At 66.9% G+C, this 23,454-nt stretch carries 26 protein-coding genes and 1 other RNA gene; 18 read left to right on the top strand and 9 right to left on the bottom strand.

Translation table 11 applies throughout. The features are described 5' to 3' along the window. Positions 1 to 189: 189 nt before the first annotated feature. The 7 genes from lptB to BMZ48_RS10975 are packed head-to-tail and all read right to left on the bottom strand — an operon-like array spanning position 190 to position 5,488. Entirely contained in the window at positions 190 to 921 is a 732-nt protein-coding gene (lptB, locus tag BMZ48_RS11005; RefSeq protein ID WP_091535089.1) for an LPS export ABC transporter ATP-binding protein, read from the bottom strand. Then, positions 918 to 1,487, bottom strand: coding sequence for a lipopolysaccharide transport periplasmic protein LptA (gene lptA / locus BMZ48_RS11000; RefSeq protein ID WP_091535087.1), 570 nt, complete (start codon positions 1,485 to 1,487; stop codon positions 918 to 920). Before lptA ends, lptB begins: the two co-directional genes overlap by 4 nt. Continuing rightward, positions 1,471 to 2,034: an LPS export ABC transporter periplasmic protein LptC gene (gene lptC, locus BMZ48_RS10995; RefSeq protein WP_091535084.1), complete on the bottom strand. Its 564-nt coding sequence runs from the start codon at positions 2,032 to 2,034 to the stop codon at positions 1,471 to 1,473. Before lptC ends, lptA begins: the two co-directional genes overlap by 17 nt. 5 nt (positions 2,035 to 2,039) lie before the next feature. After that, complete coding sequence (locus BMZ48_RS10990; protein WP_091535081.1) at positions 2,040 to 2,558, bottom strand: KdsC family phosphatase; 519 nt, start codon at positions 2,556 to 2,558, stop codon at positions 2,040 to 2,042. Further along, on the bottom strand, positions 2,558 to 3,529 hold the full coding sequence (locus tag BMZ48_RS10985; RefSeq protein ID WP_091535078.1) for a KpsF/GutQ family sugar-phosphate isomerase: 972 nt from the start codon (positions 3,527 to 3,529) through the stop codon (positions 2,558 to 2,560). Before BMZ48_RS10985 ends, BMZ48_RS10990 begins: the two co-directional genes overlap by 1 nt. 1 nt (position 3,530) lies before the next feature. Beyond that, on the bottom strand, positions 3,531 to 4,001 hold the full coding sequence (locus BMZ48_RS10980; RefSeq protein ID WP_091535076.1) for a sodium:calcium antiporter: 471 nt from the start codon (positions 3,999 to 4,001) through the stop codon (positions 3,531 to 3,533). A 53-nt stretch (positions 4,002 to 4,054) separates the two neighbouring features. Beyond that, positions 4,055 to 5,488: a cryptochrome/photolyase family protein gene (locus BMZ48_RS10975; protein WP_091535074.1), complete on the bottom strand. Its 1,434-nt coding sequence runs from the start codon at positions 5,486 to 5,488 to the stop codon at positions 4,055 to 4,057. 42 nt (positions 5,489 to 5,530) lie between these two features. Between BMZ48_RS10975 and BMZ48_RS10970 the strand changes: the two genes are divergently transcribed. The 8 genes from BMZ48_RS10970 (at position 5,531) to BMZ48_RS10935 (ending at position 11,626) form a co-directional block, all read left to right on the top strand. Beyond that, positions 5,531 to 6,463 (top strand): ABC transporter ATP-binding protein, encoded by a 933-nt coding sequence (locus BMZ48_RS10970; RefSeq protein WP_091535071.1) that lies wholly within the window; start codon positions 5,531 to 5,533, stop codon positions 6,461 to 6,463. After that, positions 6,460 to 7,227: an ABC transporter permease gene (locus tag BMZ48_RS10965; RefSeq protein ID WP_091535069.1), complete on the top strand. Its 768-nt coding sequence runs from the start codon at positions 6,460 to 6,462 to the stop codon at positions 7,225 to 7,227. The genes BMZ48_RS10970 and BMZ48_RS10965 overlap by 4 nt, the downstream gene beginning before the upstream one ends. Position 7,228: 1 nt before the next feature. Next, complete coding sequence (locus BMZ48_RS10960) at positions 7,229 to 7,447, top strand: BolA family protein (protein WP_091535067.1); 219 nt, start codon at positions 7,229 to 7,231, stop codon at positions 7,445 to 7,447. Between the two features lie 60 nt (positions 7,448 to 7,507). Continuing rightward, positions 7,508 to 8,761, top strand: a complete 1,254-nt coding sequence (murA, locus tag BMZ48_RS10955; RefSeq protein WP_091535064.1) for a UDP-N-acetylglucosamine 1-carboxyvinyltransferase — start codon at positions 7,508 to 7,510, stop codon at positions 8,759 to 8,761. Between the two features lie 28 nt (positions 8,762 to 8,789). Continuing rightward, a complete protein-coding gene (locus BMZ48_RS10950; protein ID WP_091535061.1) occupies positions 8,790 to 9,053 on the top strand; it encodes an OST-HTH/LOTUS domain-containing protein in 264 nt (87 codons plus the stop codon). Positions 9,054 to 9,226: 173 nt separating this feature from the next. Further along, positions 9,227 to 9,856: an ATP phosphoribosyltransferase gene (hisG, locus tag BMZ48_RS10945; protein WP_091535059.1), complete on the top strand. Its 630-nt coding sequence runs from the start codon at positions 9,227 to 9,229 to the stop codon at positions 9,854 to 9,856. Beyond that, entirely contained in the window at positions 9,849 to 11,144 is a 1,296-nt protein-coding gene (hisD, locus tag BMZ48_RS10940; RefSeq protein ID WP_234981616.1) for a histidinol dehydrogenase, read from the top strand. Before hisG ends, hisD begins: the two co-directional genes overlap by 8 nt. Before the next feature lie 77 nt (positions 11,145 to 11,221). After that, entirely contained in the window at positions 11,222 to 11,626 is a 405-nt protein-coding gene (locus BMZ48_RS10935) for a hypothetical protein (protein ID WP_091535054.1), read from the top strand. A gap of 97 nt (positions 11,627 to 11,723) precedes the next feature. Here the strand turns inward: BMZ48_RS10935 and BMZ48_RS10930 are convergent, their stop codons facing one another. Together BMZ48_RS10930 and BMZ48_RS13040 are read right to left on the bottom strand one after the other, a co-directional pair. Continuing rightward, positions 11,724 to 12,524, bottom strand: coding sequence for an ABC transporter substrate-binding protein (locus BMZ48_RS10930; protein WP_234981615.1), 801 nt, complete (start codon positions 12,522 to 12,524; stop codon positions 11,724 to 11,726). Then, positions 12,521 to 12,670, bottom strand: coding sequence for a hypothetical protein (locus tag BMZ48_RS13040; protein ID WP_159431160.1), 150 nt, complete (start codon positions 12,668 to 12,670; stop codon positions 12,521 to 12,523). Before BMZ48_RS13040 ends, BMZ48_RS10930 begins: the two co-directional genes overlap by 4 nt. 179 nt (positions 12,671 to 12,849) lie before the next feature. Between BMZ48_RS13040 and rnpB the strand changes: the two genes are divergently transcribed. The 10 genes from rnpB (at position 12,850) to ftsW (ending at position 23,418) form a co-directional block, all read left to right on the top strand. After that, an RNA gene (rnpB, locus tag BMZ48_RS10925) (RNase P RNA component class A) lies at positions 12,850 to 13,233 on the top strand. A gap of 274 nt (positions 13,234 to 13,507) precedes the next feature. After that, entirely contained in the window at positions 13,508 to 13,945 is a 438-nt protein-coding gene (gene mraZ, locus BMZ48_RS10920) for a division/cell wall cluster transcriptional repressor MraZ (RefSeq protein WP_091535051.1), read from the top strand. Between the two features lie 60 nt (positions 13,946 to 14,005). Beyond that, positions 14,006 to 14,890 (top strand): 16S rRNA (cytosine(1402)-N(4))-methyltransferase RsmH, encoded by an 885-nt coding sequence (gene rsmH, locus BMZ48_RS10915; protein ID WP_091535103.1) that lies wholly within the window; start codon positions 14,006 to 14,008, stop codon positions 14,888 to 14,890. A 20-nt stretch (positions 14,891 to 14,910) separates the two neighbouring features. Further along, positions 14,911 to 15,162, top strand: a complete 252-nt coding sequence (ftsL, locus tag BMZ48_RS10910; RefSeq protein WP_234981614.1) for a cell division protein FtsL — start codon at positions 14,911 to 14,913, stop codon at positions 15,160 to 15,162. Continuing rightward, positions 15,159 to 16,922, top strand: coding sequence for a peptidoglycan D,D-transpeptidase FtsI family protein (locus BMZ48_RS10905; protein ID WP_091535047.1), 1,764 nt, complete (start codon positions 15,159 to 15,161; stop codon positions 16,920 to 16,922). The genes ftsL and BMZ48_RS10905 overlap by 4 nt, the downstream gene beginning before the upstream one ends. After that, the gene (locus tag BMZ48_RS10900; RefSeq protein WP_091535045.1) at positions 16,919 to 18,418 is read left to right on the top strand and encodes a UDP-N-acetylmuramoyl-L-alanyl-D-glutamate--2,6-diaminopimelate ligase; all 1,500 of its coding nucleotides are present in this window, start codon (positions 16,919 to 16,921) and stop codon (positions 18,416 to 18,418) included. Before BMZ48_RS10905 ends, BMZ48_RS10900 begins: the two co-directional genes overlap by 4 nt. Next, complete coding sequence (locus tag BMZ48_RS10895; RefSeq protein WP_091535043.1) at positions 18,415 to 19,776, top strand: UDP-N-acetylmuramoyl-tripeptide--D-alanyl-D-alanine ligase; 1,362 nt, start codon at positions 18,415 to 18,417, stop codon at positions 19,774 to 19,776. Before BMZ48_RS10900 ends, BMZ48_RS10895 begins: the two co-directional genes overlap by 4 nt. Further along, complete coding sequence (gene mraY / locus BMZ48_RS10890) at positions 19,776 to 20,861, top strand: phospho-N-acetylmuramoyl-pentapeptide-transferase (protein ID WP_091535041.1); 1,086 nt, start codon at positions 19,776 to 19,778, stop codon at positions 20,859 to 20,861. The genes BMZ48_RS10895 and mraY overlap by 1 nt, the downstream gene beginning before the upstream one ends. After that, positions 20,861 to 22,237, top strand: a complete 1,377-nt coding sequence (gene murD / locus BMZ48_RS10885) for a UDP-N-acetylmuramoyl-L-alanine--D-glutamate ligase (RefSeq protein WP_091535039.1) — start codon at positions 20,861 to 20,863, stop codon at positions 22,235 to 22,237. The genes mraY and murD overlap by 1 nt, the downstream gene beginning before the upstream one ends. After that, positions 22,234 to 23,418, top strand: coding sequence for a putative lipid II flippase FtsW (gene ftsW, locus BMZ48_RS10880; protein ID WP_091535037.1), 1,185 nt, complete (start codon positions 22,234 to 22,236; stop codon positions 23,416 to 23,418). The genes murD and ftsW overlap by 4 nt, the downstream gene beginning before the upstream one ends. The last annotated feature ends 36 nt before the right edge of the window (positions 23,419 to 23,454 follow it).

Genomic DNA, 23,454 nt, shown 5'->3' with positions numbered 1-23,454 from the left:
GCTGGCTTGCATCCCCGCTGCGCGGGGCCCCTGCGCGCGGGCTCGCGGCGCGACTTCATGCACCGCGAACAGCCGCTGCGCTTTGCTGACGAGGTACTGGGTTTTCTCGAAGGACATTCGCTTTGAGGCAAGCGTCAGCGCCGCTCGCTGCTGGCGTGCATTGCCGTGGCTTGGCGCTGGCTGGCTGGGCTAGAGCCGGAAGGATTCGCCGAGATAGACGCGGCGCACGGTTTCGTCGTGCAGCAGTGTCGCGGGGGGACCGTCGGCGATGACGCGGCCTTCGGCGAGGATGTAGGCGCGGCGGCAGATGCCGAGGGTTTCGCGGACGTTGTGGTCGGTGATGAGCACACCGATGCCGCGTGTGCTGAGTTGCTGGACGATGCCCTGGATGTCGCCGACGGCGATCGGATCGACACCGGCAAAGGGTTCGTCGAGCAGAATGAAATGAGGATTGGTGGCCAATGCGCGGGCGATTTCGACGCGGCGGCGCTCACCGCCGGACAGTGCCTGACCTTCGGCCTCGCGGATGTGCTCGATGTGCAGTTCGTGGAGCAGACGGTCGAGTTCGCGTTTGCGCTCGGCGCGCGTGAGATCGCGGCGCAGTTCGAGAATGGCGCGGATATTGTCGGCGACCGACAGCGAGCGGAAGACGCTCGCCTCCTGCGGCAGGTAGCCGATACCCAGGCGCGCGCGCGCATGCATCGGCAGCGGTGTGATGTCGCGTCCGTTGAGTTCGATGCGGCCGCTGTCGGCAGCGACCAGGCCGACGATCATGTAAAAGGATGTGGTCTTGCCCGCGCCGTTGGGGCCGAGCAGGCCGACGATTTCCCCGGCTTCGAGGTGCAGGGAGACCTCGCGCACGACCGTGCGTTTTTTGTAGCGCTTGACCAGGCGTTCGGCGCGCAGCACCGAGCGGTTCATGGTGCTGGCCCCGTGCCGGTGTCCGTGCGCGGCGATCGCGCCTGGGGCTGGATGACGATACGCACCTGGCTGCCCGTCCCGCCGGCGGCGCGGACGCGGCGCTCGGAAACGATGTATTCGATCTGCTCGCCGCTGACTTCGTCGCTGCCCCGCTGCAGACGGGCGTTGCCGCTCAGACGCACCACGCCTGCGCGGGAGTCGTAGTCGATGCGCGTGGCGCGGGCGCTCACCGCTTGGGCGGCGGCGCCTTGCGCGCCCGGCGTGCCGGCATGGTCGAGCTGTGCCGGGCTGCCGACGACCTGCGCCTGGAACTGGCCTTCGTCGGGCTGTGTCACCGTCATGCGGTCGCCGCGCAGGGTCAGGGTGTCCGAGCGCAGCGTGACGTTGCCGAGATATTGCATCTCGCCGCCTTCGATCCATTCGGCACTGTCGGCGGTCAGGGTGACCGGTCCGGTGGGACGCAGACTTTCGAGGGTCGCGCGTGTTTCCTCGGCGGCCTGCGCCGATGCCGGCGCACTGGCGAGCAGCGCAACGGCTAGCAGTATGGTTTCAGCGGTGCGGCGCATGGTGAGCCTTGATCGCGTGTAGGAAGCGCAGGCGCCGGGCGTCCCAGTCGGCCTGCAGACCCACGGCCTCGATCGTGCGATCCGGTGCGGTCGCGCTGACCGGGTCTGTGGTCGAGAGCGTGCGCGCCTGCCAGTCGGCCCACAGTGAATCGGTCTGGATGCGCAGCGCCGGTTGCTTGGCCGGTGCGCCGGTGATTTCGACCTGCGGGTGCAGCAGCATGCGCGATGCGCTGGCGGGGACGCTGCCCAGTGGTGCGCGCAGTTGCCAGCCGCCGGTGTTGCCGCGCGTCATCAGCTCGATGCCGGTCAATTCCATCGAGGTATCGTCGAAGTAGTCGATGCTCTCGACGGTGGCTTCGAGCACCGGCGCCCCGTGCGCGTCGTAGCGTCGCCAGTGTGCGCCTTCGAGCCGGTAACGTGGGCGCTCGACGGCGTCGGTCATGGGTTCGGGTACTGGAGCGCCCAGATCCTCGAAGACGATCCAGCCGGCGATCAGGCCGAGCAGGCCGAGCGCGGGAAGCGTCAGTGTGATGCGCGGGCGTGCCATCGCTGTCACCAGGGCCGGCGCTGCTGCGCGCCGAGGATGAGGTCGATGGCTTCGCGGACCGCGCCGTGTCCGCCGTTGTAACGGCTCACCCAGTGGGCCACCGCGCGCGCGCTGTCGTGCGCATCGGCAACCGTCATCGCCAGTCCTACGCGCCGCATCACCGGTACGTCCGGGGCGTCGTCTCCCAGGTGGGCGCAATCGGCGTCGGTGAGCTTGAGGGCATCGCGGATACGCAGGTAGGCCGGTTCCTTGTCCTCGGTGTCGAGCGCGATGTGCTGGACACCGAGAAACTGCAGACGCTGGCGCATTGACTCGGATGGCCGGCCGCTGATCACGGCGATCTGCAACCCGAGCCGGATCCCATGTTTGATGCCATAGCCGTCGCGCACGTAATTGGTCTTGGTCTCCTCGCCGTTCGGACCGATGTAGAGCTTGCCGTCGGTGAGTACGCCGTCGATGTCCAGGAACAGGCAGCGGATCCGGCGTGCGCGGCGCTCGATCTCGGCGGCATCGAGCAGGGCCATCAGACCACTCCGGCGCGCAGCAAATCGTGCATGTGCACGACGCCGATCAGGCGTTGTTGCTCGTCTTTGACCAGCAGGGCCGTGATCTTGTGTTTCTCCATCAGCGCAACGGCTTCGGCGGCGAGCTGGTTTGCGCCGATGGACTTGCCGCCACGGGTCATGACATCGGCGATGGTGACCGCGCGCACATCGATACCCTGGTCGAGCACGCGGCGCAGGTCGCCGTCGGTGAAGACGCCGAGCACCTCGCGCTGCGGTGTCACCACGGCGGTCATGCCCAGCCCCTTGCGTGTCATTTCCAGCAAGGCGGCAGACAGGCTCGCTTCCGGCGGTACCATCGGCAGGCGTTCGCCGGTGTGCATGACGTCGCTGATTTTGAGCAGCAGCCGCCGTCCGAGCGAACCGCCCGGGTGCGACATCGCAAAATCCTCCGGCGTGAAGCCGCGCGCCTCGAGCAGGGCGACGGCGAGCGCATCGCCCATCGCCAGCGTCGCCGTCGTGCTTGCGGTCGGGGCAAGGTTCAGCGGACAGGCTTCGAGGGCGACCGAGACATCGATGTGTACCTCGGCGGCCTGGGCCAGCGTCGATCGCGGTTTGCCGGTCAGCGCGATCAGCGGCACCTGCATGCGCTTGAACAGCGGCAGCAGCGTGACGATCTCGGCGGTCTCGCCGGAATGCGAGATCGCGAGGACCACGTCTTGGCGCGTGATCATGCCGAGATCGCCATGACTGGCCTCGCCGGGGTGTACGAAAAATGCCGGCGTGCCGGTGGAGGCCAGCGTCGCCGCGATCTTGCCGCCGATATGGCCGGACTTGCCCATGCCGGTGACGACGACGCGGCCAGTGCAGGCCAGCATCAGCTGGCAGGCGCGCGCGAAGTTGTCGTCGACGCGGTCGAGCAACGCCGACACGGCGTCGCGTTCGATCTCCAGGGCGCGGCGGCCCATGGCTTTGAGCTTGTCGGCGTCCATCTCAGGCTGCAGGAGCGGAGAGTACGAGTATAAGCGTGTAACCGGCGTAGACCGTCAGCAGCAGCGTTCCGTCGATGCGCCCGATCTGTAGCGGACGCCCGCGCAGGCCTGCGGCCACGGCGTAGAGCATGAGCGCCACTGCGATCATCAGCGGGATGTCGCGCCAGAGCATCAGCGGATCGGGAAGCGTGCCCGGCGCGATCAGGGCCGGCGCGACCAAGATGCACGGGATCTTGAACAGGTTCGAGCCCAGGATATTGCCGATGGCGATGCCGCTGCTGCCCTGGATCGCGGCGAGCGTGGAGACGGCGAGTTCCGGTGCCGACGTGCCGAAGCCGACGATGGTCATGCCCACGATCAGCGGCGAAATGCCAGCCGCACGCGCCAGCCTCGCCGTGCCCAGGACGAAGCGGTCGGCGGACCACATCAGCAGGGCGAGGCCGGCGGCGACAGCGGCAAGAGAAGTCAGCATGGATATCGGATCGGAAAAAGGGGCGGCATCTTATCAAGCCGCGGTTTCCGGCCCTAACCTTCTGCCCGCATGCGGGCGTAGGCGGACAAGGCCCGTTGCCGGCTTGTGGCCAGATCGACGATGGGCGGCGGATAGTCGGCCGCACGGCCTTCGCGCGTCTGCCAGGGCGCGTGGATGGTCTCGCTGGGCAGCCTGCGCAGCTCCGGCACCCAGCGCCGGATGTAGTCGCCGGCAGGATCGAATTTCTGCGACTGCAGCACCGGGTTGAAGATGCGGAAATACGGTGCGGCGTCGGCTCCGCAGCCGGCCACCCATTGCCAGCCGAGCGTGTTGTTGGCCAGATCGGCATCGACCAGCGTGTCCCAGAACCAGCGCGCGCCCTCCTGCCAGGGGATCAGCAGATTCTTGGTCAGGAAAGAGGCGACGATCATGCGCACGCGGTTGTGCATCCAGCCGGTGGTCCACAACTCGCGCATGCCGGCATCGACGATCGGCACGCCGGTGCGCCCCTGCTGCCAGGCGCGCAAATCAGCGGCGTAATCATCCGGCGCGCGCCATGCAAACGCATTGAATGCCGGATCGAGCGGGGTAGAGGGTGTGTGCGGAAAGTGGAACAGCAAATGATGCGCAAATTCGCGCCAGGCCAGCTCGCGCAAAAAGTATTCCACGTCCGCGTGCGGAGCCTCCGGCACACGGCATAGCGCTGCGTGTACCTGATGCGGGCCGATTTCGCCGAAATGCAAATGCGGCGACAGCCTTGAGACGCCCGGATCCGCCGGATAGTCGCGGCGCCTGCGGTAGCCGGTGAGCCCGTGGTCGATGAATGCGCGCAGCCGTGCCAGGGCGCCGGCTTCGCCCGGCTGCCAGAGCGGATAAAAGCCGCGATCCCAAGGCGGATGTGGCTGCAGACGCAAGGCGGCGAGCGGTTCCGAGGCAACCGGGCGGGAGGGCGCCGGAATGCGCGCCGGGGCTGCCGTCACCGGCGTCTGGGGCAGTGATGCGGCCAGGCGCCGCCAAAACGGCGTGAACACGCGGTAGGGACCGCCAGATTCGGTGGCCAGCGTCCACGGCTCGCACAACAGCGCGGCGTTATGACTCTCGACGGTGAGCCCGCGCGCGCGCAGGGCGGATTTCACCGCGCGGTCGCGCGCGATCGCCGCCGGCTCGTACAGGCGGTTCCAGTAGACGGCGGTCGCCCCGGTCTCGGCGACCAGGGCCTCGAGAGTGGCCAGCACCGGACCGCGGCGCAGCACCAGCGCGTTGCCGCGTTCGGCGAGCGCCTGTCCCAGCGCGGCGAGGCTGTGATGCAGCCAGGAGCGGGAGGCCCCGCCGCTGGGCCAATCGCTTTCCGTGTCGTCATGGATGTACACCGGTACGAGGCTGCGTGCCGCATTCAGCGCGGCAGTCAGCGCCGGATTGCCGGTCAGCCGCAGGTCGCGACGCAGCCACAGCAGTGCACAGGGGTGTCGGTCATCGGAGTGGGTCATGGTCGTCGCGTGCTTCCCATCAGGCTCTATAATCGCCGGCCTATGTCCACGGCCATCGCCATTGCCGGCGTGCGCAAAACCTACGGCCGCACCATCGCCTTGCACGGGATCGATCTTGCGATCCACCAGGGCGAGTTTTTCGGCCTGCTCGGTCCCAACGGTGCCGGCAAGTCCACACTGATCAATATCATCGCCGGTCTCGTGCGCATGGACGCAGGCAGCGTCAGCGTCATGGGCTACGACACCGTGCGCCAGTTCCGCGAGGCTCGCCGGCGGCTCGGCGTCGTGCCGCAGGAGCTGGTGTTCGATCCCTTCTTTACGGTCCGCGACATGCTGCGGATTCAGGCCGGTTACTACGGCTGCGGGCGGGAGGTCTGGCCGTGGATCGACGAGATGCTCGAGCGGCTCGATCTGGCCGGCAAGGCGACGAGCTCGATGCGCGCCTTGTCCGGCGGCATGAAACGGCGTGTGTTGATCGCGCAGGCGCTGGTGCACCGGCCGCCGGTCGTGATCCTCGACGAGCCGACCGCCGGCGTCGATGTCGAGCTGCGGCGCACGCTGTGGGCGTTCATGACCGAGCTGCACCGCCAGGGCACCACGGTGGTGCTGACCACGCACTATCTCGAAGAGGCGCAGGAACTGTGCGGCCGCATCGCCATCCTCGACCACGGTGCCCTGCAGGTGGTCGAAACGACGGCGCAGCTGCTCGCACGGCATCCGTTCCGGTTCCTGCGGCTGAAGCTCGCCGATGGCGCACGTTTGCCGGAGGCCTTGCAGGAGCTGGTCGCAGCGGAGGTCAACGGCGCCATCGAGCTCAAGCTGGAGACGCGCCGCCACTCGATCGCCAGTGTCTTTGCCGCGCTGCGGGACGCCGGCATCGCGATCGAAGACGTGCAGACCCGCGAGCCCGATCTCGAAGACATCTTCATCGACTTGACGCGCGATGATCGCGCGTCGCAGCGGAGCGTGGCATGAGTCCGGATCAGATCGGCTTTATGACCCTGCTGAAGAAAGAGGTCATGCGGTTCTGGGCGGTGCTGGGCCAGACCGTGACCGCGCCGGTGATCACCACGCTGCTGTACCTGCTCGTGTTCGCGCAGGCGATGAAAGACCGGGCTTCGGCCTACGAGGGGATCAGCTACACCGAGTTTTTGGTGCCGGGGCTGGTGATGATGGCCGTGATCCAGAACGCCTTTGCCAACACCTCGTCGAGCCTGATCCAGTCCAAGGTGATGGGTAACATCGTGTTCCTGCAGATGGCACCGCTCGGTCCGCTCGAGTGGTTCGGCGCCTACGTGCTGGCAGCGCTGGTGCGCGTCGCGCTGGTCGCCATCGCGATGCTGGTGGTGACGCTGCCGTTCGTGCCGCTGCCGGTGGAAGCGCCGCTGGTGCTGCTGGCCGTGTTTCTGCTCGCTGGCGCCGGGCTCGCAGTGGTCGGAATGATCGCCGGCATCATTGCCGAGAAATTCGACCATCTGGCCGCGTTCACGAATTTCTTCGTCATGCCGCTGTCATTTCTCTCCGGCGTGTTTTACTCCGTGCACGCGCTGCCGCCGCTGTGGTATCACGCCAGCCATCTCAATCCGTTTTTCTACATGATCGACGCTTTCCGCTATGGCTTTTTTGGCCACGCCGACGTTCCGATCTGGCAGAGCCTGATCTGGTGCGCGGGGTTTTTCCTGCTGTCATCCGCGGTTTGTCTGTGGATGCTGATCACCGGCTACAAGCTGCAGAAATGACATGACCAAGGAAGAGATCAAGGCCTTGATCGAGGCGGGGCTGCCGGACGCCAGGGTGACGGTGTATGGCGACGACGGCCAGCATTTCGAGGCCGAAGTCGTCTGCTCCGCTTTCGCCGGCAAACCGCTGCTCGTGCAGCACCGCATGGTCTATGCGACGCTGGGCGAGCGCCTGGGCCGCGAAATCCACGCGCTGCGCCTGCGTACGCGCGCGCAGTGAGGCAACCCCCGGACGCGTGGGTCAAGACTGGCGCGCCTCCGTGCGCAGGACGGGGTATTCATGGACAAGCTCATCATCGAAGGCGGTTTCCGGCTCGACGGCGAGGTGCGCGCCTCCGGCGCGAAGAATGCCGCATTGCCGATCCTGTGTGCGGCGATTCTGTCGGACGAGCCGCTGGTGCTGCACAACGTTCCGCATCTGCAGGATGTCAAGACCACCCTCAAGCTGCTCGGTCAGATGGGCGTGGCGGTGCAGCAGCACGGGTCGCGGGTCGAAGTAAACGCCGCGCCGATCCGCACCCACATCGCGCCCTACGAGCTGGTCAAGACCATGCGCGCGTCGATTCTCGTGCTCGGTCCGCTGCTCGCGCGCCGCGGCGAGGCGCAGGTTTCGCTGCCCGGGGGCTGTGCGATCGGAGCGCGCCCGGTCAACCTGCATCTGATGGGTCTGCAGGCGATGGGGGCCCAGATCGAGGTCGAGAACGGATTCATCAACGCCCGCGCCTCCAAGCTGCGCGGCGCGCAGATCGTCTTCGATACCGTCACCGTCACCGGCACCGAGAACCTGATGATGGCGGCGGCGCTCGCACAAGGCACGACGGTTCTGGAAAACGCTGCGCGTGAGCCGGAAGTGGTCGATCTGGCGCGCTGTCTGAACGCGATGGGGGCGAAGATTCGCGGCGCCGGGACGACGACCATCGTCATCGACGGGGTGGACAGGTTGCACGCCGCCGAATACACGATCCTGCCGGATCGTATCGAATCGGGGACCTTCCTCGTCGCCGGGGCGATGACGCGCGGGCGTGTGCGGGTGACCCATACCGATCCCAACCTGCTCGATGCCGTGTTGGTGAAGCTGCAGCAGGCCGGCGCGCGCATCCGTACCGGCGAGGATTTCATCGAGCTGGACATGCAGGGGCGGCGTCCGCGCGCGGTCAACGTGCATACGATGCCGCACCCGGGGTTCCCGACCGACATGCAGGCGCAGTTCATGGCGCTCAACTGCATCGCCGAGGGGACCGGCATCATCACCGAGACGATCTTCGAGAATCGCTTCCAGCACGCGCTCGAACTGCAGCGGCTCGGTGCCGACATCAAGCTCGAGGGGCACACGGCGATCGTGACCGGCCGCGAGCGGCTGACCGGCGCGCCGGTGATGGCCACCGATCTGCGTGCCTCTGCGGCGCTGGTGGCCGCAGGGCTCGCGGCCGAGGGCCAGACCTGCATCGACCGCATCTACCATCTCGACCGCGGTTACGAGCGTCTGGAGGCCAAATTCGAACAGCTCGGCGCACGCATCCGCCGCATCGCCTGATTCCGTGCCTGGACCGCCACCATGACCGCTGGCACACCCGATCGTCTCGCCACTGGTTCGCCTGCTGCGCGACGCCGTCGAGGCGGCAAGCGATGACGAAGGCTGGGCGGGACTGGGCGCGGTGGGCAGCTTGATCAGCAAGCAGGCGCCGGATTTCGATGCGCGCAACTATGGTTTCCGCAAACTCAGCGATCTGGTCGTCGCCACCGGTCTGTTCGAGATCGACGAGCGCAGGTCGGCCGATGGTCGCCAGAAGACCATGTTTCTGCGTGACAAGCGCAAGAAACGTTGAGGCGCGGGCGGTGGTGCGCGGCTACAATGGCCGCCCGCTGTGTCGGTCTGGATCATGAGCGTGTCGAGTCTACGAGCCTGCCCATCCCGAGCGTTGAGCCGCCCAGGGCGTGGTCGTTCCATGCCTGCGGGCGATCGGATCGGGTATCCGCAACCTGCATCTGGAGTCCGGGCATGGCAGCGTTGACCCTGGCGCTGTCCAAGGGGCGCATTCTCGAAGAAAGTCTGCCGCTGCTCGCGCGCATCGGTCTTGATCCGGCCGGTGACATCGACCGCCTGCTGCGCGTCCCCTCCCGTAACCGCGATGTGTCGCTGCTGATCGTGCGTCCGGCCGACGTGCCGACTTACGTCGAATACGGCGCGGCGGATCTGGGTATCGTCGGCAAGGACGTGCTCATGGAGCATGGCGGCGCGGCGTTGTACGAACCGCTCGATCTGGGTATCGCGCGCTGCCGGTTGTCGGTCGCAGCGAAGAAAGACGGCCCGCGTCCGGATGGTGTGCGCCGCCTGCGTGTCGCGACCAAGTATCCCGAGATCACGCGCCGCCATTTCGCGCAAAAGGGCGAGCAGGTCGAGCTGATCAAGCTCTATGGCTCGATGGAGCTGGCGCCGCTCGTTGGCCTGGCCGATCTGATCGTCGATCTGGTTGCCACTGGCGGCACGCTCAAGGCCAATGGGCTGGTCGAGATCGAGACGATTTGCCAGGTCACCTCGCGACTGGTCGTCAACAAGGCGGCGATGAAGACCAAGCATGCGGCGATCCAGACGCTGCTCGCCCAATTCGCCGGAGCCGTCCGTGCTTGAAATTCGCCGTCTTAAGACCTCGGCGCCCGATTTTTGCGCGCAGCTCGATGCGCTGCTCGACCGCGCGCCGGAAACCGGCGCGGAAGTCGTGCGTGCGGTCGATGCGATCATCGCCGACGTGCGTGCGCGCGGCGATGCCGCGCTGCTCGAGCTGACCAACCGCTACGACCGGCGCAGCGTCGGTCACGCCGCGGAACTCGAGATCCCGCGTCGTGCCTGCCAGGCGGCATGGGACGGTCTCGACGCCAGCCTGCGCGATGCGCTGGAACAGGCGTGCGCACGCATCCGCGCCTATGCCGAGTATCAGAAGCTGCAGGATTTCGAATTCACCGACGCATTCGGCAACCGCCTGGGCCAGCGCGTCACCGCGCTCGAACGTGTCGGCATCTATGTTCCGGGCGGTAAGGCCGCGTATCCCTCGTCGGTGTTGATGAATGCGATTCCGGCACGCGTCGCCGGCGTCGATGAGATCATCATGGCGGTGCCGGCGCCCGGCGGTGAGCTCAATTCCGCCGTGCTCGCGGCCGCGCACCTGGCCGGGGTGGATCGTGTGTTCAGCATCGGCGGCGCCCAGGCCATCGCCGCGCTGGCCTACGGCACGCAGACGGTTCCAGCGGTGGACAAGATCGTCGGCCCCGGCAATGCCTATGTCGCTGCGGCCAAGCGCGCCGTGTTCGGTCGGGTCGGTATCGATGCCATTGCAGGGCCTTCCGAGATCGTCGTGATCAGCGATGGCAACAGCGATCCGGACTGGATGGCGATGGACTTGTTCTCGCAGGCCGAGCATGGCGAGGATTCCGAGGCGATCCTGATTTCCCCGGATGCGGAATTCCTGGACCGGGTCGCGCAGTCGATGCAGGCGCGCGTGCGTGGCCTGGTGCGGGCGGACATCGTCGCCGCTTCGATCCGCGAGCGCGGTGCGCTGATCCACGTGCGCGACCTGGATGAAGCCTGTGCCGTCGCCAATCGCATCGCGCCCGAACATCTGGAACTCGCGGTCGACGATCCGCGCGCACTGCTGCCCAAGATCCGTCATGCCGGCGCGATCTTCCTCGGGCGCCACACGCCGGAGGCCTTCGGCGACTACTGTGCCGGCCCCAATCACGTGTTGCCGACGTCGCGCGCCGCGCGTTTTTCCAACCCGCTCGGCGTCTATGAATTCCAAAAGCGCAGCAGCCTGATCGAGTGCACGCCGGAGGGCGCGCGCCCGCTCGCGGCGATCGCCGGGCGCATCGCCGATGCCGAGGGCTTGCAGGCACATGCGCAGTCCGCGCGCGACCGCAGCTAGTACCTCGCCACGAGCGGCGGTAGGATGAAACGCGTTGACTGCCGGGACCGTCCGGGAATGAAAAAGGGGGGACTCACGTGAAGCGGCTGCTGCGCACGGCGATCGTGATCGTCACTGCATTTTGCCTCGCCGGTTGCACGACGATGCGTGCGGTGGAGGCGCCGGCATCGGCACTGTCGGCATCGGCGAAGACCTCGGATCAGGTCAAAGTCGGCGACCGTGTCGAGTTGTACACGCGCGCCGGACACTTCTACGCGCTGAAGGTGGTTTCGATGGATGAGAGCAGCCTCGTCGGCCGCGACGAAAACGGCAAGCACTGGCGCGTGCCTTTCGATCAGATCGAGAGAATGCAAGTGCAGCGCATCGACGCGCTCAAGACCGCCGGCGCGGTGGGCGCGGGCTTGGTCGTCCTTTGGGCCGCGGCGATCGCCGCATTTGCCTACGCGGTTAAACATGCTTTCGACGATCTGGGCCAGAACTGACGCGGATGCAGTGCCGGCCTGCGGGTTGGACGCCGCTCTAGCGGTGGCGCAGCCTTGGGCCGGGGTCAATTGGTAATTTTTCCGGACCGCGACCTTATCAGCCTGCCCGGCGCCGCGCTGCGTCCTCCGCCAGTACGGTGACGACGATGCGCCGCAGCGCGCGGTAGCCTTCGACCAGCCGTGGGCCGGGACGGCCGAGAAAAGCCTCGCTGACGCCATACACGCGGCCATGACGGACGGCTGGAACGTCTTGCCAGCCAGCGCGGCGCAGCACCACCTCGGCGCGGTATTTCTCCGGTCTGACCCCGCACCAGGACATCACGATCGCATTCGGCGCCACCGCAGCCAGCGCGTCGGTGTCCACGGTCACGCTCTTGGCGTCGAACGCCGCCAGCGCGTTGCGGCCGCCGGCGCGCTCGATCAAGTCGTGGACCCAGGAACGCCGTGCGGCGCCGATCACCGGCTTGGGCCACCACTCGACGAGCAGGGGCGGTGCATCCGCAGGCACGCTCAGGGCGGGCATCGCGGCGTCCATCTCACGCACCAGCCGCTCGCCGCGCTCGGGCACCCCCAGCGCTCCTGCAATCGTGCGGATACTGGCGAACACATCGTCGAGGCTTTGCGGGTCGATGACCAGGCAAGGCAGGCCCAAGGCCTGCAGAGTGGTGACGATACGCTCGTGCCCTGGAACGGTGAGCGAGGTCAGCACGAGGTCCGGGCGCAATGCCGCGACGGCGCCGACGTCGATGTCGAGATCCCGCCCCAGCTTCGGCAGACCGGCGACGATCTCGGGCGGGAAGTCGGAATCGCTGTCGATTGCGACCAGCCGGTCGGCGCAGCCGAGCGCGCAGACGATCTCGGTGTTCGAACAAGTGTGGGAGACGACGCGCACGCTCATGGCATGGCTTCGGACTCTGCCAGAATCCGCGATGCATGGAGCCGCGACTCCAGCGCCATGCCGTGGGCGGTCAGGCCGCCGGCGATGGGAAACCCCAGATCGAAGTATCCGTCCTCGATGCGGCGACAGTGGTTGCCCGACAGCATGATGAAGCGCTCGTGGTCGGCAAAGAAGGCAGACCCACGAGCACACGGCGGTCGGGTTTGGGGCTGCGGGCGGAGTTCTGGAGACGGCACGGCAGATTTTTTAGGGTTTCGGATGGTTGCGCACTTTAGCCGATGCGTCTGCGGCACCTTGGCGTGCGCTTGCGCGATAATTACGGACGGGAGCCGGCCGGACAACCGCTGCTGCTGCGTGCAGGAGAGGAAAGTCCGGGCTCCACAGGGCGAGGTGCCAGGTAACGCCTGGGCGGCGTGAGCCGACGGAAAGTGCAACAGAGAGCAGACCGCCGATGGCCGCAGCATTGCGGATCAGGCAAGGGTGAAACGGTGCGGTAAGAGCGCACCGCGAGTCCGGCAACGGACCGGCACGGCAAACCCCACCTGGAGCAAGACCAAATAGGGAAGGTGTGCGCGCAAGCGCACGACACGTGGCCCGCGTGCCTTCCGGGTAGGTCGCTGGAGCGCGGCGGCGACGCCGCGCCTAGAGGAATGGTTGTCGGGGCGCGCAAGCGCTCGCACAGAACCCGGCTTATAGGCCGGCTCCCCATCTTTCCCGACCGATGCCGCCCCGCGCGCATCCGAGACCTGCCGCGCGGGTCGTAAGCGCCTTGCGGCGAGGCCATTTTGCAGTTTCTACGTGAAGAATCTCCGGTAATTCGTTGTTTTAGAAACGTATAGTCCCGCCGCATCAGGGTCGGGCTAAGCCGCTGTTTTGCCAACGCTTTTGGTCTGGGCCCCGCTTGCGGCGGCCAGTGGTGGGGCGTATAGTGCAGCGCAGTGGGGAAAAGTGGGGGAAAGTGGGGAATCTCAACCGGACGGCGCATGTTCAAGGGCACTCATCATCTGGCGGTGGACGACAAGGGTCGCGTGGCGATCCCGGCCCGTTTTCGCCAGACGCTCGCCGAACAATGCGATTCGCAGTTGGTGATCACGGTCGGCCCCAACCCCTGTCTGGAGATTTATCCCCTGCCGGAATTCGAGCGCATCGTGCGCGACATCGAGGCACTGGAGGACCGCATCCAGGCGGAAACCCTCAAGCAATGGTTCGTCGGTTTTGCCGTGGATGCGGAGATCGACAAGCAAGGCCGCGTGCTGCTGCCGCCCACACTGCGCCAGCGGGCGCGCATCGACGGTGCCGCGGTGCTGATGGGCCAGAACACCCGCTTCGATTTGTGGTCCGAGCCGGCATGGACCGAGCGGTTCGGCGAAGGGACCGGTCAGGCGCCTTCGCCCGAGGTCTTCCGGACGATTCGGCGGTGAGGGGTGGGTATGGCCTACGACTGCACGCCCGCCGATCACCTCGCCGGGACTGAAACTGCCATGCCCAGCCACCAGCCGGTGATGCTCGATGCCGCCATCGCCGGTCTTGCGCCGCATCCCGGCGGGATTTATGTCGATTGCACGTTCGGGCGCGGCGGGCATAGCCGCGCGCTGCTTGCGCAGCTGGCGGGTACCGGCATGCTGCATGCGCTCGACCAGGATCCCGAGGCGGTGCAGGCCGCACGCAATGGCTTCGCTGCGCATCCGAACTTTTGCATCCACCACCGCAACTTTGTCGAGCTGGCCGCATGGGCGGCGGAGCAGGGGATCGCCGGGCGTATCGACGGCATTTTGATGGACCTGGGCGTATCGTCGCCGCAACTCGACGATGCCGCGCGCGGCTTCAGCTTTTCCAAGGATGGCCCGCTCGACATGCGCATGAATCCTCAGGCCGGCGAGCCTGCCGCGCGCTGGCTGGCGCGTGCCAGCGAGGCGGAGATCGCTGCGGTGCTCTGGCGCTATGGCGAGGAACGCAACAGCCGGCGCATTGCGCGGCGCATCGTCGAGACGCGCGGCACAACGCCGATCGAAACGACCGCTCAGCTCGCCGCGCTGATCGCAAGCGTGCCGGGCCCGCGCAGCCGGTCGATCCATCCGGCGACGCGCAGCTTCCAGGCGATCCGCATCCACATCAACCGTGAGCTGGAGGCGCTCGAGGCCGGACTCGATGCGGCGATCGACGTGCTCGCTCCCGGCGGACGCCTCGTCGTCATCAGCTTCCATTCGCTGGAAGATCGCATCGTCAAGCACCGCCTGCGTGCGGCCGCGCGCGCTGCGGTGCTGCGGCTGCATGGCAAGCACTTCCCGTCGGATGCCGAATGCGCGGCCAACCCGCGGGCGCGTAGCGCGGTGCTGCGCATCGCCGAGCGGATCCGGGGGGCGTGATGAGACAAGGATCGCTCCTGATGCTCTTGGTGCTGGCGCTCGCCGTGCTGGTGTCGGCATTCGCCGTCGTGCGCACCAAGCATGAAAACCGCGCCCTCGTCGCCGAGCTGGAGACGCTGCGCGTCGAGCGCGAGCGCCTCGAAATGGAATGGGCGCAGTTGCAGCTCGAAGAAGCGACACTCGCGCACAACAACCGCATCGACAAGATCGCGCGCGAGCAGCTCGGCATGACCGAGCCGCGCGACTACGTGATCGTGAGTGCGCAGCCATGAATGCGCGGCCGAATCCCGTCGCACAGCCGGTTTCCGTCTGGCGGCATCGGTTCGTCATCGCGGTGCTGCTCTGCGGCGCGATCGTCGTGCTCGGCCGCGCATTCCAGCTCCAGGTGTTCGAGCGCGATTTTTTGCTGCGCGAGGGGAACAAGCGCTCGATCCGCACGGTGACTATTCCGGCACACCGCGGCGCGATCCTCGACCGTCGCGGCGAGCCGTTGGCATTGTCCGCGCCGGTGGAGACGATCTGGGTCGTGCCCTCGGCCTTGCTTGAATCGCCGGCGCACGTCACCGCGCTCGCCCAGTTGCTCGGCCGCAAGCCTTCCGAGTTCGAGCGGTTTCTCAAGGCGCGCATCGACCGCAAATTCGTCTATGTCAGCGAGCCGCTGTCGCCGGCCGAGGCCAAGCGCGTGCTCGCGCTCCGCGCACCCGGCGTGTTCTCGGAACCTTCCTATGCGCGCTATTACCCGGCCGGCGAGGTCGCCGCCCAGCTCGTCGGCTATACCGGCCGCGATGGCCATGGTCTCGAAGGTATCGAAAAGGCGCAGGAAACCGTGCTCGCCGGCCGTGCCGGCGAACGCCGGGTGATCCGCGATCGCACCGGCCGCATCGTCGAGGATGGGCTCGAGTTCCGCGAGGCACAGCCGGGTGAAGACGTCACGCTGACCATCGATCTGCGCATCCAGTATCTCGCCTACCGCGAGCTCAAGAACGCGGTGATCCAGCACGAGGCGCGTGGCGGGGTCATCATCGTTGCCGACAGCACGACCGGCGAGGTTCTCGCGATCGCCTCGCAGCCGGGTTTCAATCCGAACAACCCCGGCGAGCGTAATTCCAAGGGTACGCGTAACCGCGCCATCGTCGATTCCTTCGAACCCGGCTCGACGGTCAAACCGCTTTTGGTCGCGCAGGCACTGGAGCTGGGAATCTTTCAGCCGTCGAGTCTGATCGACACCGGCGCCGGCACGTACAAGGTCGGCGCGCTGACGGTGCGCGACGTCCATCCGCAGGGGGTTGTCGATCTCGCCAAGCTGTTGAGCAAGTCGAGCAACGTCGGCGCTGCCAAGATCGGCCTGACGCTGGGTGCCGAGGCGGTGTGGTCCGGCTATCAGCGCTTTGGCCTGGGCGAGCCGATCTATACCGGCTTCCCCGGCGAGGTCGCGCCACGTCTGCGCCACTTCACCGAATGGGGACAGATCGCGACGGCGACGGCGTCCTACGGCTATGGTTTCTCCGTCAATGCGCTGCACCTGCTGCGTGCCTATGCCGCCCTTGCCAACGATGGTTTGATGCCGCAGATCAGGCTCGTGCGCGGCACACGTCCGCTGCCGCCGCAGCGCGCGGTTTCGGCAGCGACGGCGCGCGAAGTGCGGCGCATGCTCGAACAGGTGGTGACACCCGAGGGCACGGCGCGGCGCGCAGCGATCAGCGGTTATCGCGTCGCCGGCAAGACCGGCACGGTGCGCAAGGTCTCGGAAAACGGCGGCTACGACGGCAGCCGGCATCAGTCGCTGTTCATTGGCATGGTGCCGGCCGAACGCCCACGCCTGGTGGGACTGGTGATGATCGACGAGCCGGGCACCGAGGCTTATTACGGTGGGCTGGTCGCCGCGCCCGTGTTTTCGACGGTCATGCAGGGCGCGGCGCGGCTGCTGCAGATTTCCCCGGACGGCACCGATGCGCCCGAGCTGACGCCCGTACTACCGCGGACGGTGGCGTTCCCGGCCGGCACCCACGCGACGATGGAGCCGCGCACATGAGTTCGCCGCGTTCGCTGCAGCAGTTGTTGGCCGGATTCGGCGTCCCGGCGCCCGATCTCGAAGTCACCGGCGTGGAGATGGACTCGCGCCGGATCTCGCCCGGCGATTTGTTCCTGGCCTGCCGCGGCCGCGGCACGCACGGCCTGATGTACCTCGACCAGGCGCGTGAACGCGGTGCCGCCGCCGTGGCCTGGGAGCCGGCACCGGGATGGTCCGCACCCGAGGGCGATCTGCCGGAGATTGCCGTGCCGGAGCTGTCGGCGCGCGTCGGCGAGATCGCCGCACGTTTTTACGGCCGACCGTCGGAGCGCATGTTCTGTGTCGGCATCACGGGCACCGACGGCAAAACCTCGACGGCGTATCTGACCGCGCAGGCCCTCGACCGGCTGAAGCTGCCCTGCGCCTACATCGGCACGATCGGGATCGGCCGTATCGGCAGTCTGCGTGCCACTTCACACACGACACCGGACCCGGTGAGCCTGCAACGCGCGGTGGCCGAGCTGCGCGAGCAGGGCGCGCAGGCGCTGGCGATGGAAGTCTCCTCGCATGCGCTCGACCAGGAGCGCGTCTCCGGCATGCATTTCGACGTCGCCGTGCTCACCAACATCACGCGCGACCATCTCGATTACCACGGCACCGTCGAGCGATACGCAGCCGCCAAGCGCCGGCTGTTCGAGCGGCCCGAGCTGTCGGCGCGGGTGCTCAACCGTGACGATGCCTGGGGCGCGCGCTGGCTCGCCGAGTTGCCGGCCGGTGTCGAAACCATCCTCTATGGACTCGACGGCAACGTGCCGCCATCGACGCGTCACGTGATCGGCCGTGACCTCGTGCTGACGCCCGGCGGCATCGATTTGACACTGGACACGTCCTGGGGGCGCGCCCGGCTCCAGAGCCGTCTGCTCGGCCGTTTCAACGCCTACAACCTGCTCGCCGTGGTGGCGGTGCTGATGGCGCGCGGTGTGGCGCTGGATGCAGCGGTCGATGCGTTGGCGCAGGCGCAGACGGTACCAGGACGGATCGAGGGCTTCCGCGGGCCATTGGCGCAGCCCCTGGTCGTCGTCGATTACGCGCATACCCCCGATGCGCTGCGCCAGATTCTGAGCGCGGTACGCGCGCATACGCCCGGGCGCTTGATCTGCGTTTTCGGATGCGGGGGCGACCGCGACCGCGGCAAGCGGCCCTTGATGGGCGCCGTCGCCGCCGAGCTTGCCGATGCCGTGATCGTCACCGACGACAATCCGCGCAGCGAGGATCCCGCGGCGATCGTGCGCGACATCCTCGCCGGTGTGCCGGGCGATGCCCGCGCACCGGTCACGGTCATCCATGACCGCGCCGCGGCGATCCGCGCGGCGGTTGGCACAGCCGGTCGTGACGATGTCGTCGTCGTCGCCGGCAAAGGGCACGAGCAGACCCAAACCTACGGCAGTGACGTGCGGCCGTTCAGTGACCGCGCCTTCGTCGCCGCACTCGTCGGTGCCGCTGGAGCACAGTCATGATGCACCTGTCCGAGTTGACGACCCTGCCCGGCGCCGAGCTGCGTGGCGGCGATCCGCGTTTCCTGCGCGTGGTCATCGACAGCCGCACGGTCGAACCGGGTGATTTGTTCGTCGCCCTGCGTGGCGAGCGCCACGATGGCCATGCCTATGTCGCCCAGGCCCGTAGCGCCGGTGCCGTCGCGGCGCTGGTGTCGGAGTGGGTCGATGTCGAGCTGCCGCAACTGCGCGTGCCCGATACGCTCGCGGCCCTGCAGGCCGCATCCGCGCTCTGGCGCACGCGTTTCACCGCGCCGGTTGTCGCCGTCACGGGCAGCAATGGCAAGACCACGACCAAGCAGATGCTCGCGGCGATCTTCACCGCGCGCGGGCCGGTGCTGGCCACACGGGGCAATCTCAACAACCACATCGGCGTGCCACTGACGCTGCTCGGTCTGCGCCCCGAGCACCGCACCGCGGTCATCGAGATGGGGGCGAATCATCTCGGCGAGATTGCGCTGCTGACCTCGCTCGCACGGCCCGATGTGGGCGTCGTCACCCAGGCTGGCGACGCCCATCTGGAAGGTTTTGGTTCGCGCGACGGTGTGGCCCGCGGCAAAGGCGAGCTGTTCGCCGGGCTCGATGGCGGTGTCGCCGTGATCAATGCCGACGATGTCTATGCGCCGCTGTGGCGGCAGCTCGCATCGCGCGCCTCGGTGCTCAGTTTCGGACTCGGTTCTGGCGTCGACGTCACCGCGCGGCAGATCCAATCAGAGCCGTTCGAGAACAACGTCGGCAGCCGTTTCGTGCTGCACACGCCCACGGGCAGTGCATCGGTGCGTTTGCCGATGCCCGGACGACACAACGTCATGAACGCGCTCGCGGCAGCGGCCTGCGGGATCGCGCTGGGCATGGACGCGGACACCATCGCCGAGGGTCTTGCGCGTGTCGAGGGCGCGCAGGGACGGCTGAGCTGGCGGATCACGCCGCAGGGTGCACGCCTGCTCGACGACAGCTACAACGCCAATCCGACCTCGCTGCGTGCCGGGATGGAATTGCTCGCCAGTCTGCCGGGACGGCGCTGGCTTGTGCTCGGCGGCATGGCCGAGCTTGGAGAGGATGCGCCGAATCTGCACTACCAGGCAGGGCAGACGGCCAAGTCGCTGGGGATCGACGGGGTGTTCGCATTGGGTCCGCTGGCGGCCGAGGCGGCACGCGGCTTCGGACCCGGTGCACAGGCGTTCGACGATGTCGAGACGCTGGTGGCGGCATTGCGGCCGCAACTGGGCAGCGATGCCGTCGTGCTGGTGAAGGGATCGCGCTCCGCACGCATGGAGCGTGTCGTCGAGCAATTGATGGGCACGACCGGGGGAGCCCACTGATGCTGTACCACTTGGCCGAATACTTAAAGCAGTACGTCAGTGGCTTCAACGTCTTTTCGTATCTGACGTTCCGCGGCGTGCTCGGCATCCTGACGGCGCTGGCGTTTTCGTTCGCGTTCGGGCCGTGGATGATCGAGCGGCTGTACCGGTTCAAGTTCGGTCAGCCGGTGCGAGAGGATGGTCCGCAGGCACATCTGAAAAAAACGGGTACGCCGACGATGGGCGGCGTGCTGATCCTGTGCGCGATCGTTTTCGCCACGCTGTTGTGGGCCGATCTGCGCAGCCGCTTCATCTGGTTCGCACTGCTCGTCACCGTGGCCTTTGGCCTGGTTGGCTTTGCCGACGACTACATCAAGATCAAGCACAAGAACCCCAAGGGCCTGCCGGCGCGCCAGAAATACTTCTGGCTGTCGCTGGCGGGTTTTGGCGTCGCCACGCTGATCTACGCCACCGCGCAGAATCCGCTGGAGACGACGCTGATCCTGCCATTCATCAAGGACGTCTCGATCCAGCTCGGTTTGTTCTTCATCCCGTGGGCTTATCTGGTCATCGTCGGCAGCAGCAACGCCGTCAATCTGACCGATGGTCTCGATGGGCTGGCGATCATGCCGACGGTGCTCGTCGCTTCCGCACTCGCGGTCTTTGCCTACGCCAGCGGCAACGCCGTGATCGCGCGTTATCTCGGCATCCCTTACATCGCCGGAGTCGGTGAACTGGCGATTTTCTGCACCGCGATCGCCGGTGCCGGACTGGGCTTTTTGTGGTTCAACGCCTATCCCGCACAGGTGTTCATGGGCGATGTCGGCGCGCTGGCGCTGGGCGCGGCGCTCGGCGTCGTCGCCGTGCTGGTCCGGCAGGAGATCGTGCTGGCGATCATGGGCGGCATCTTTGTCGCCGAGACGTTCTCGGTGGCGCTGCAAGTGCTTTATTTCAAGTACAGCGGCGGCAAGCGCATCTTCCGCATGGCGCCGCTGCATCACCACTACGAACTCAAAGGCTGGCCGGAGCCGAAGATCATCGTGCGTTTCTGGATCATCACGCTGATTCTCGTGCTGATCGGACTGTCCTCGCTCAAGGTGCGCTGATGCAGGCCGGGCAACGGACATCGAATATCGGGCATCGCAAACGCGGGCAGCGGGTGCTCGTCGTCGGCCTTGGTGTGTCCGGTGCATCGGCGCTGCGCTACCTGGTGCGCGAGGGAGCGCAGGTCGTGGTCACCGACTCGCGTGTGGCCCCGGATGGCGTCGATGCATTGCGCGCGGCGTTTCCGCAGGTCGAGTTCAGGCTCGGCGCATTTTCTGCACCGCAGCCGCTGTCGCAGTTTGCGTTCGCAGTGGTTTCTCCGGGCATCGCGCTGGAAACGCCCTTCGTGCGCGACCTCGATGCCGCCGGCGTCGAGATCCTCGGCGACATCGAGTTGTTCGCGCGCGCGGTTGCGCCGGATGCGCCGGTGATCGGCATCACCGGCTCCAACGGTAAGTCCACGGTGACGACGCTGGTCGGCGAAATGGCCAGGACCGCGGGTTTGCGCGTGGCCGTGGGCGGCAATCTGGGCACGCCGGCACTGGATCTGCTCGGCGACGATGTCGAGTGCTACGTGCTCGAGTTGTCGAGCTTCCAGCTCGAATCGACGCGCAGTCTGCGTTGTCGCGCAGCGGTGATTCTGAATCTGTCGCAGGATCATCTCGACCGCCACGGCACGATGGAACGCTACGGCGCGATCAAGGCGCGGATTTTCAACGGCTGCCATACCGCCATCGCCAACCGCGACGATGCGCAGGTCATGGCACTTGCGCCCGGGCAGGCGGTCACCTTCGGACTCGACGCGCCGGAGCCAGGGCACTACGGCATCCGCCGTATCGGTGGCGAGATCTGGCTGTGCCACGGGTCATCCACGCTCATTGCGCAGAGCGCGTTGCGCATTTTTGGTCTGCACAACGTCGCCAATGCGCTGGCGGCACTGGCGCTGGCCGACGCCGCCGGGATTCCGCGCGATGCCGCGCTCGTGGCGCTGCGCACGTTCACCGGGCTCGCGCATCGGTGCGAGTTCGTCGGCGAGCTCGACGGTGTGCGCTATTTCAACGATTCCAAGGGCACGAATGTCGGCGCCACGCTCGCCGCACTCAAAGGTCTGCCGGCGCCGATCGTCTGGCTCGGCGGCGGTCAGGGCAAGGGTCAGTCATTCGTCGAATTGCGCGCACCGCTCGCCGAGAAAGGACGTGCCGCGGTGCTGTTCGGCGAGGATGCGCAGCGGATCGAGCAGGACATCCGCGGCGCGCTGCCGGTATATCGCGAGCCCGACATGCTCGCCGCGCTGGCGCGTGCGCGGGCGCTGGCGCGGCCCGGCGATCAAGTCCTGCTGTCCCCGGCCTGTGCGAGCTTCGATCAATTCCGCAATTACGCCGATCGCGGCGATCGCTTCCGCGCCGCGGTGCGCGCGCTGCTCGGAGAGACGGCATGAACGCGCTCGCCGAACGGCTCACCATTGCCCTGCCGCTGCCCAAGGCCCGTTACGGGCTCGATGCCTGGCTGTGCGGAGCCGTCGCCGTGTTGCTGGCCTGGGGGTTGGTGATGGTGGCTTCGGCCTCGGTCGCGCAGGCGGAAAAACTCACCGGTGAGCCGTTTTATTTTCTCTACCGGCAGTTACTGTTCGCCGCTCTGGGCGGCGTTCTTGGGGCGACGCTCTATTGCGTGCCGATGCGGGTGTGGGCACGTTCGGGTTTTGCGCTTTACGCACTGGCGTTCGCGCTGCTGGTGCTCGTGCTCGTGCCGGGTGTCGGTGTGACGGTCAACGCGGCGCGGCGCTGGCTCGATCTGGGGCTGTTCCGGCTGCAGGCCTCCGAACCCGCTCGTCTTGCGCTGATCGTCTTTGTTGCGAGTTACATCGGCCGGCGTCAGGCGCAGTTGCAGCAGGGTTTCCGTGGCCTTGCGCTGCCCATCGCCGCGCTGGTGCCGCCGTGCGTGCTTCTGCTGGCCGAGCCGGATTTCGGAGCCGTTGCGATCCTCATGGGGGTCGTGTTCCTGATGCTGTTCCTCGGCGGCGCACGTATTGGTTACTACCTGGGCATGGTCGCTGCTGCGGGTGCGGGTCTGGCACTCATCGCGGTCGCGGCGCCGTATCGACTCCAGCGCCTGCTCAATTTCACGAACCCGTGGGCCGACGTCGAGAACGGCGGCTGGCAGCTTGCGCAGTCGCTGATCGCCGTCGGTCGCGGCGAATGGTTCGGTGTCGGTCTCGGCAACAGCGTGCAAAAGCTGTTGTACCTGCCGGAGATGCATACCGACTTCATCTTCGCAATCCTCGCCGAGGAACTCGGGTTGCTCGGCATCGCCGTGCTGCTCGTGCTGTTCGGCATCGTCGTCTGGCGCGGTTTTGCGATCGGGCGCGTTGCCGAGGCCGGCGGGCGTGCATTCGAGGCGGCCCTCGCCTACGGGCTCACGGGCTGGATCGGCTTGCAGGCGCTGATCAACATGGCCGTGAATCTCGGCCTTTTGCCGACCAAGGGTCTGACGCTGCCATTGCTGAGCTATGGCGGTTCTTCGCTGCTGACGGTCTGCGCGATGTTCGGTCTGCTGCTGCGCGTGGATTACGAAAACCGCGCGGCTGCCTTCCAGTCGACACCGGCGGAGGGTCGCCGATGATGCAGCGTATCCGGCAATGGCATCGGCCCGCACACA

It is taken from the genome of Fontimonas thermophila (assembly GCF_900113085.1).
Classification (GTDB): Bacteria; Pseudomonadota; Gammaproteobacteria; order Nevskiales; family Nevskiaceae; genus Solimonas; species Solimonas thermophila.
This window is presented reverse-complemented; position numbering and strand designations above follow the sequence as displayed.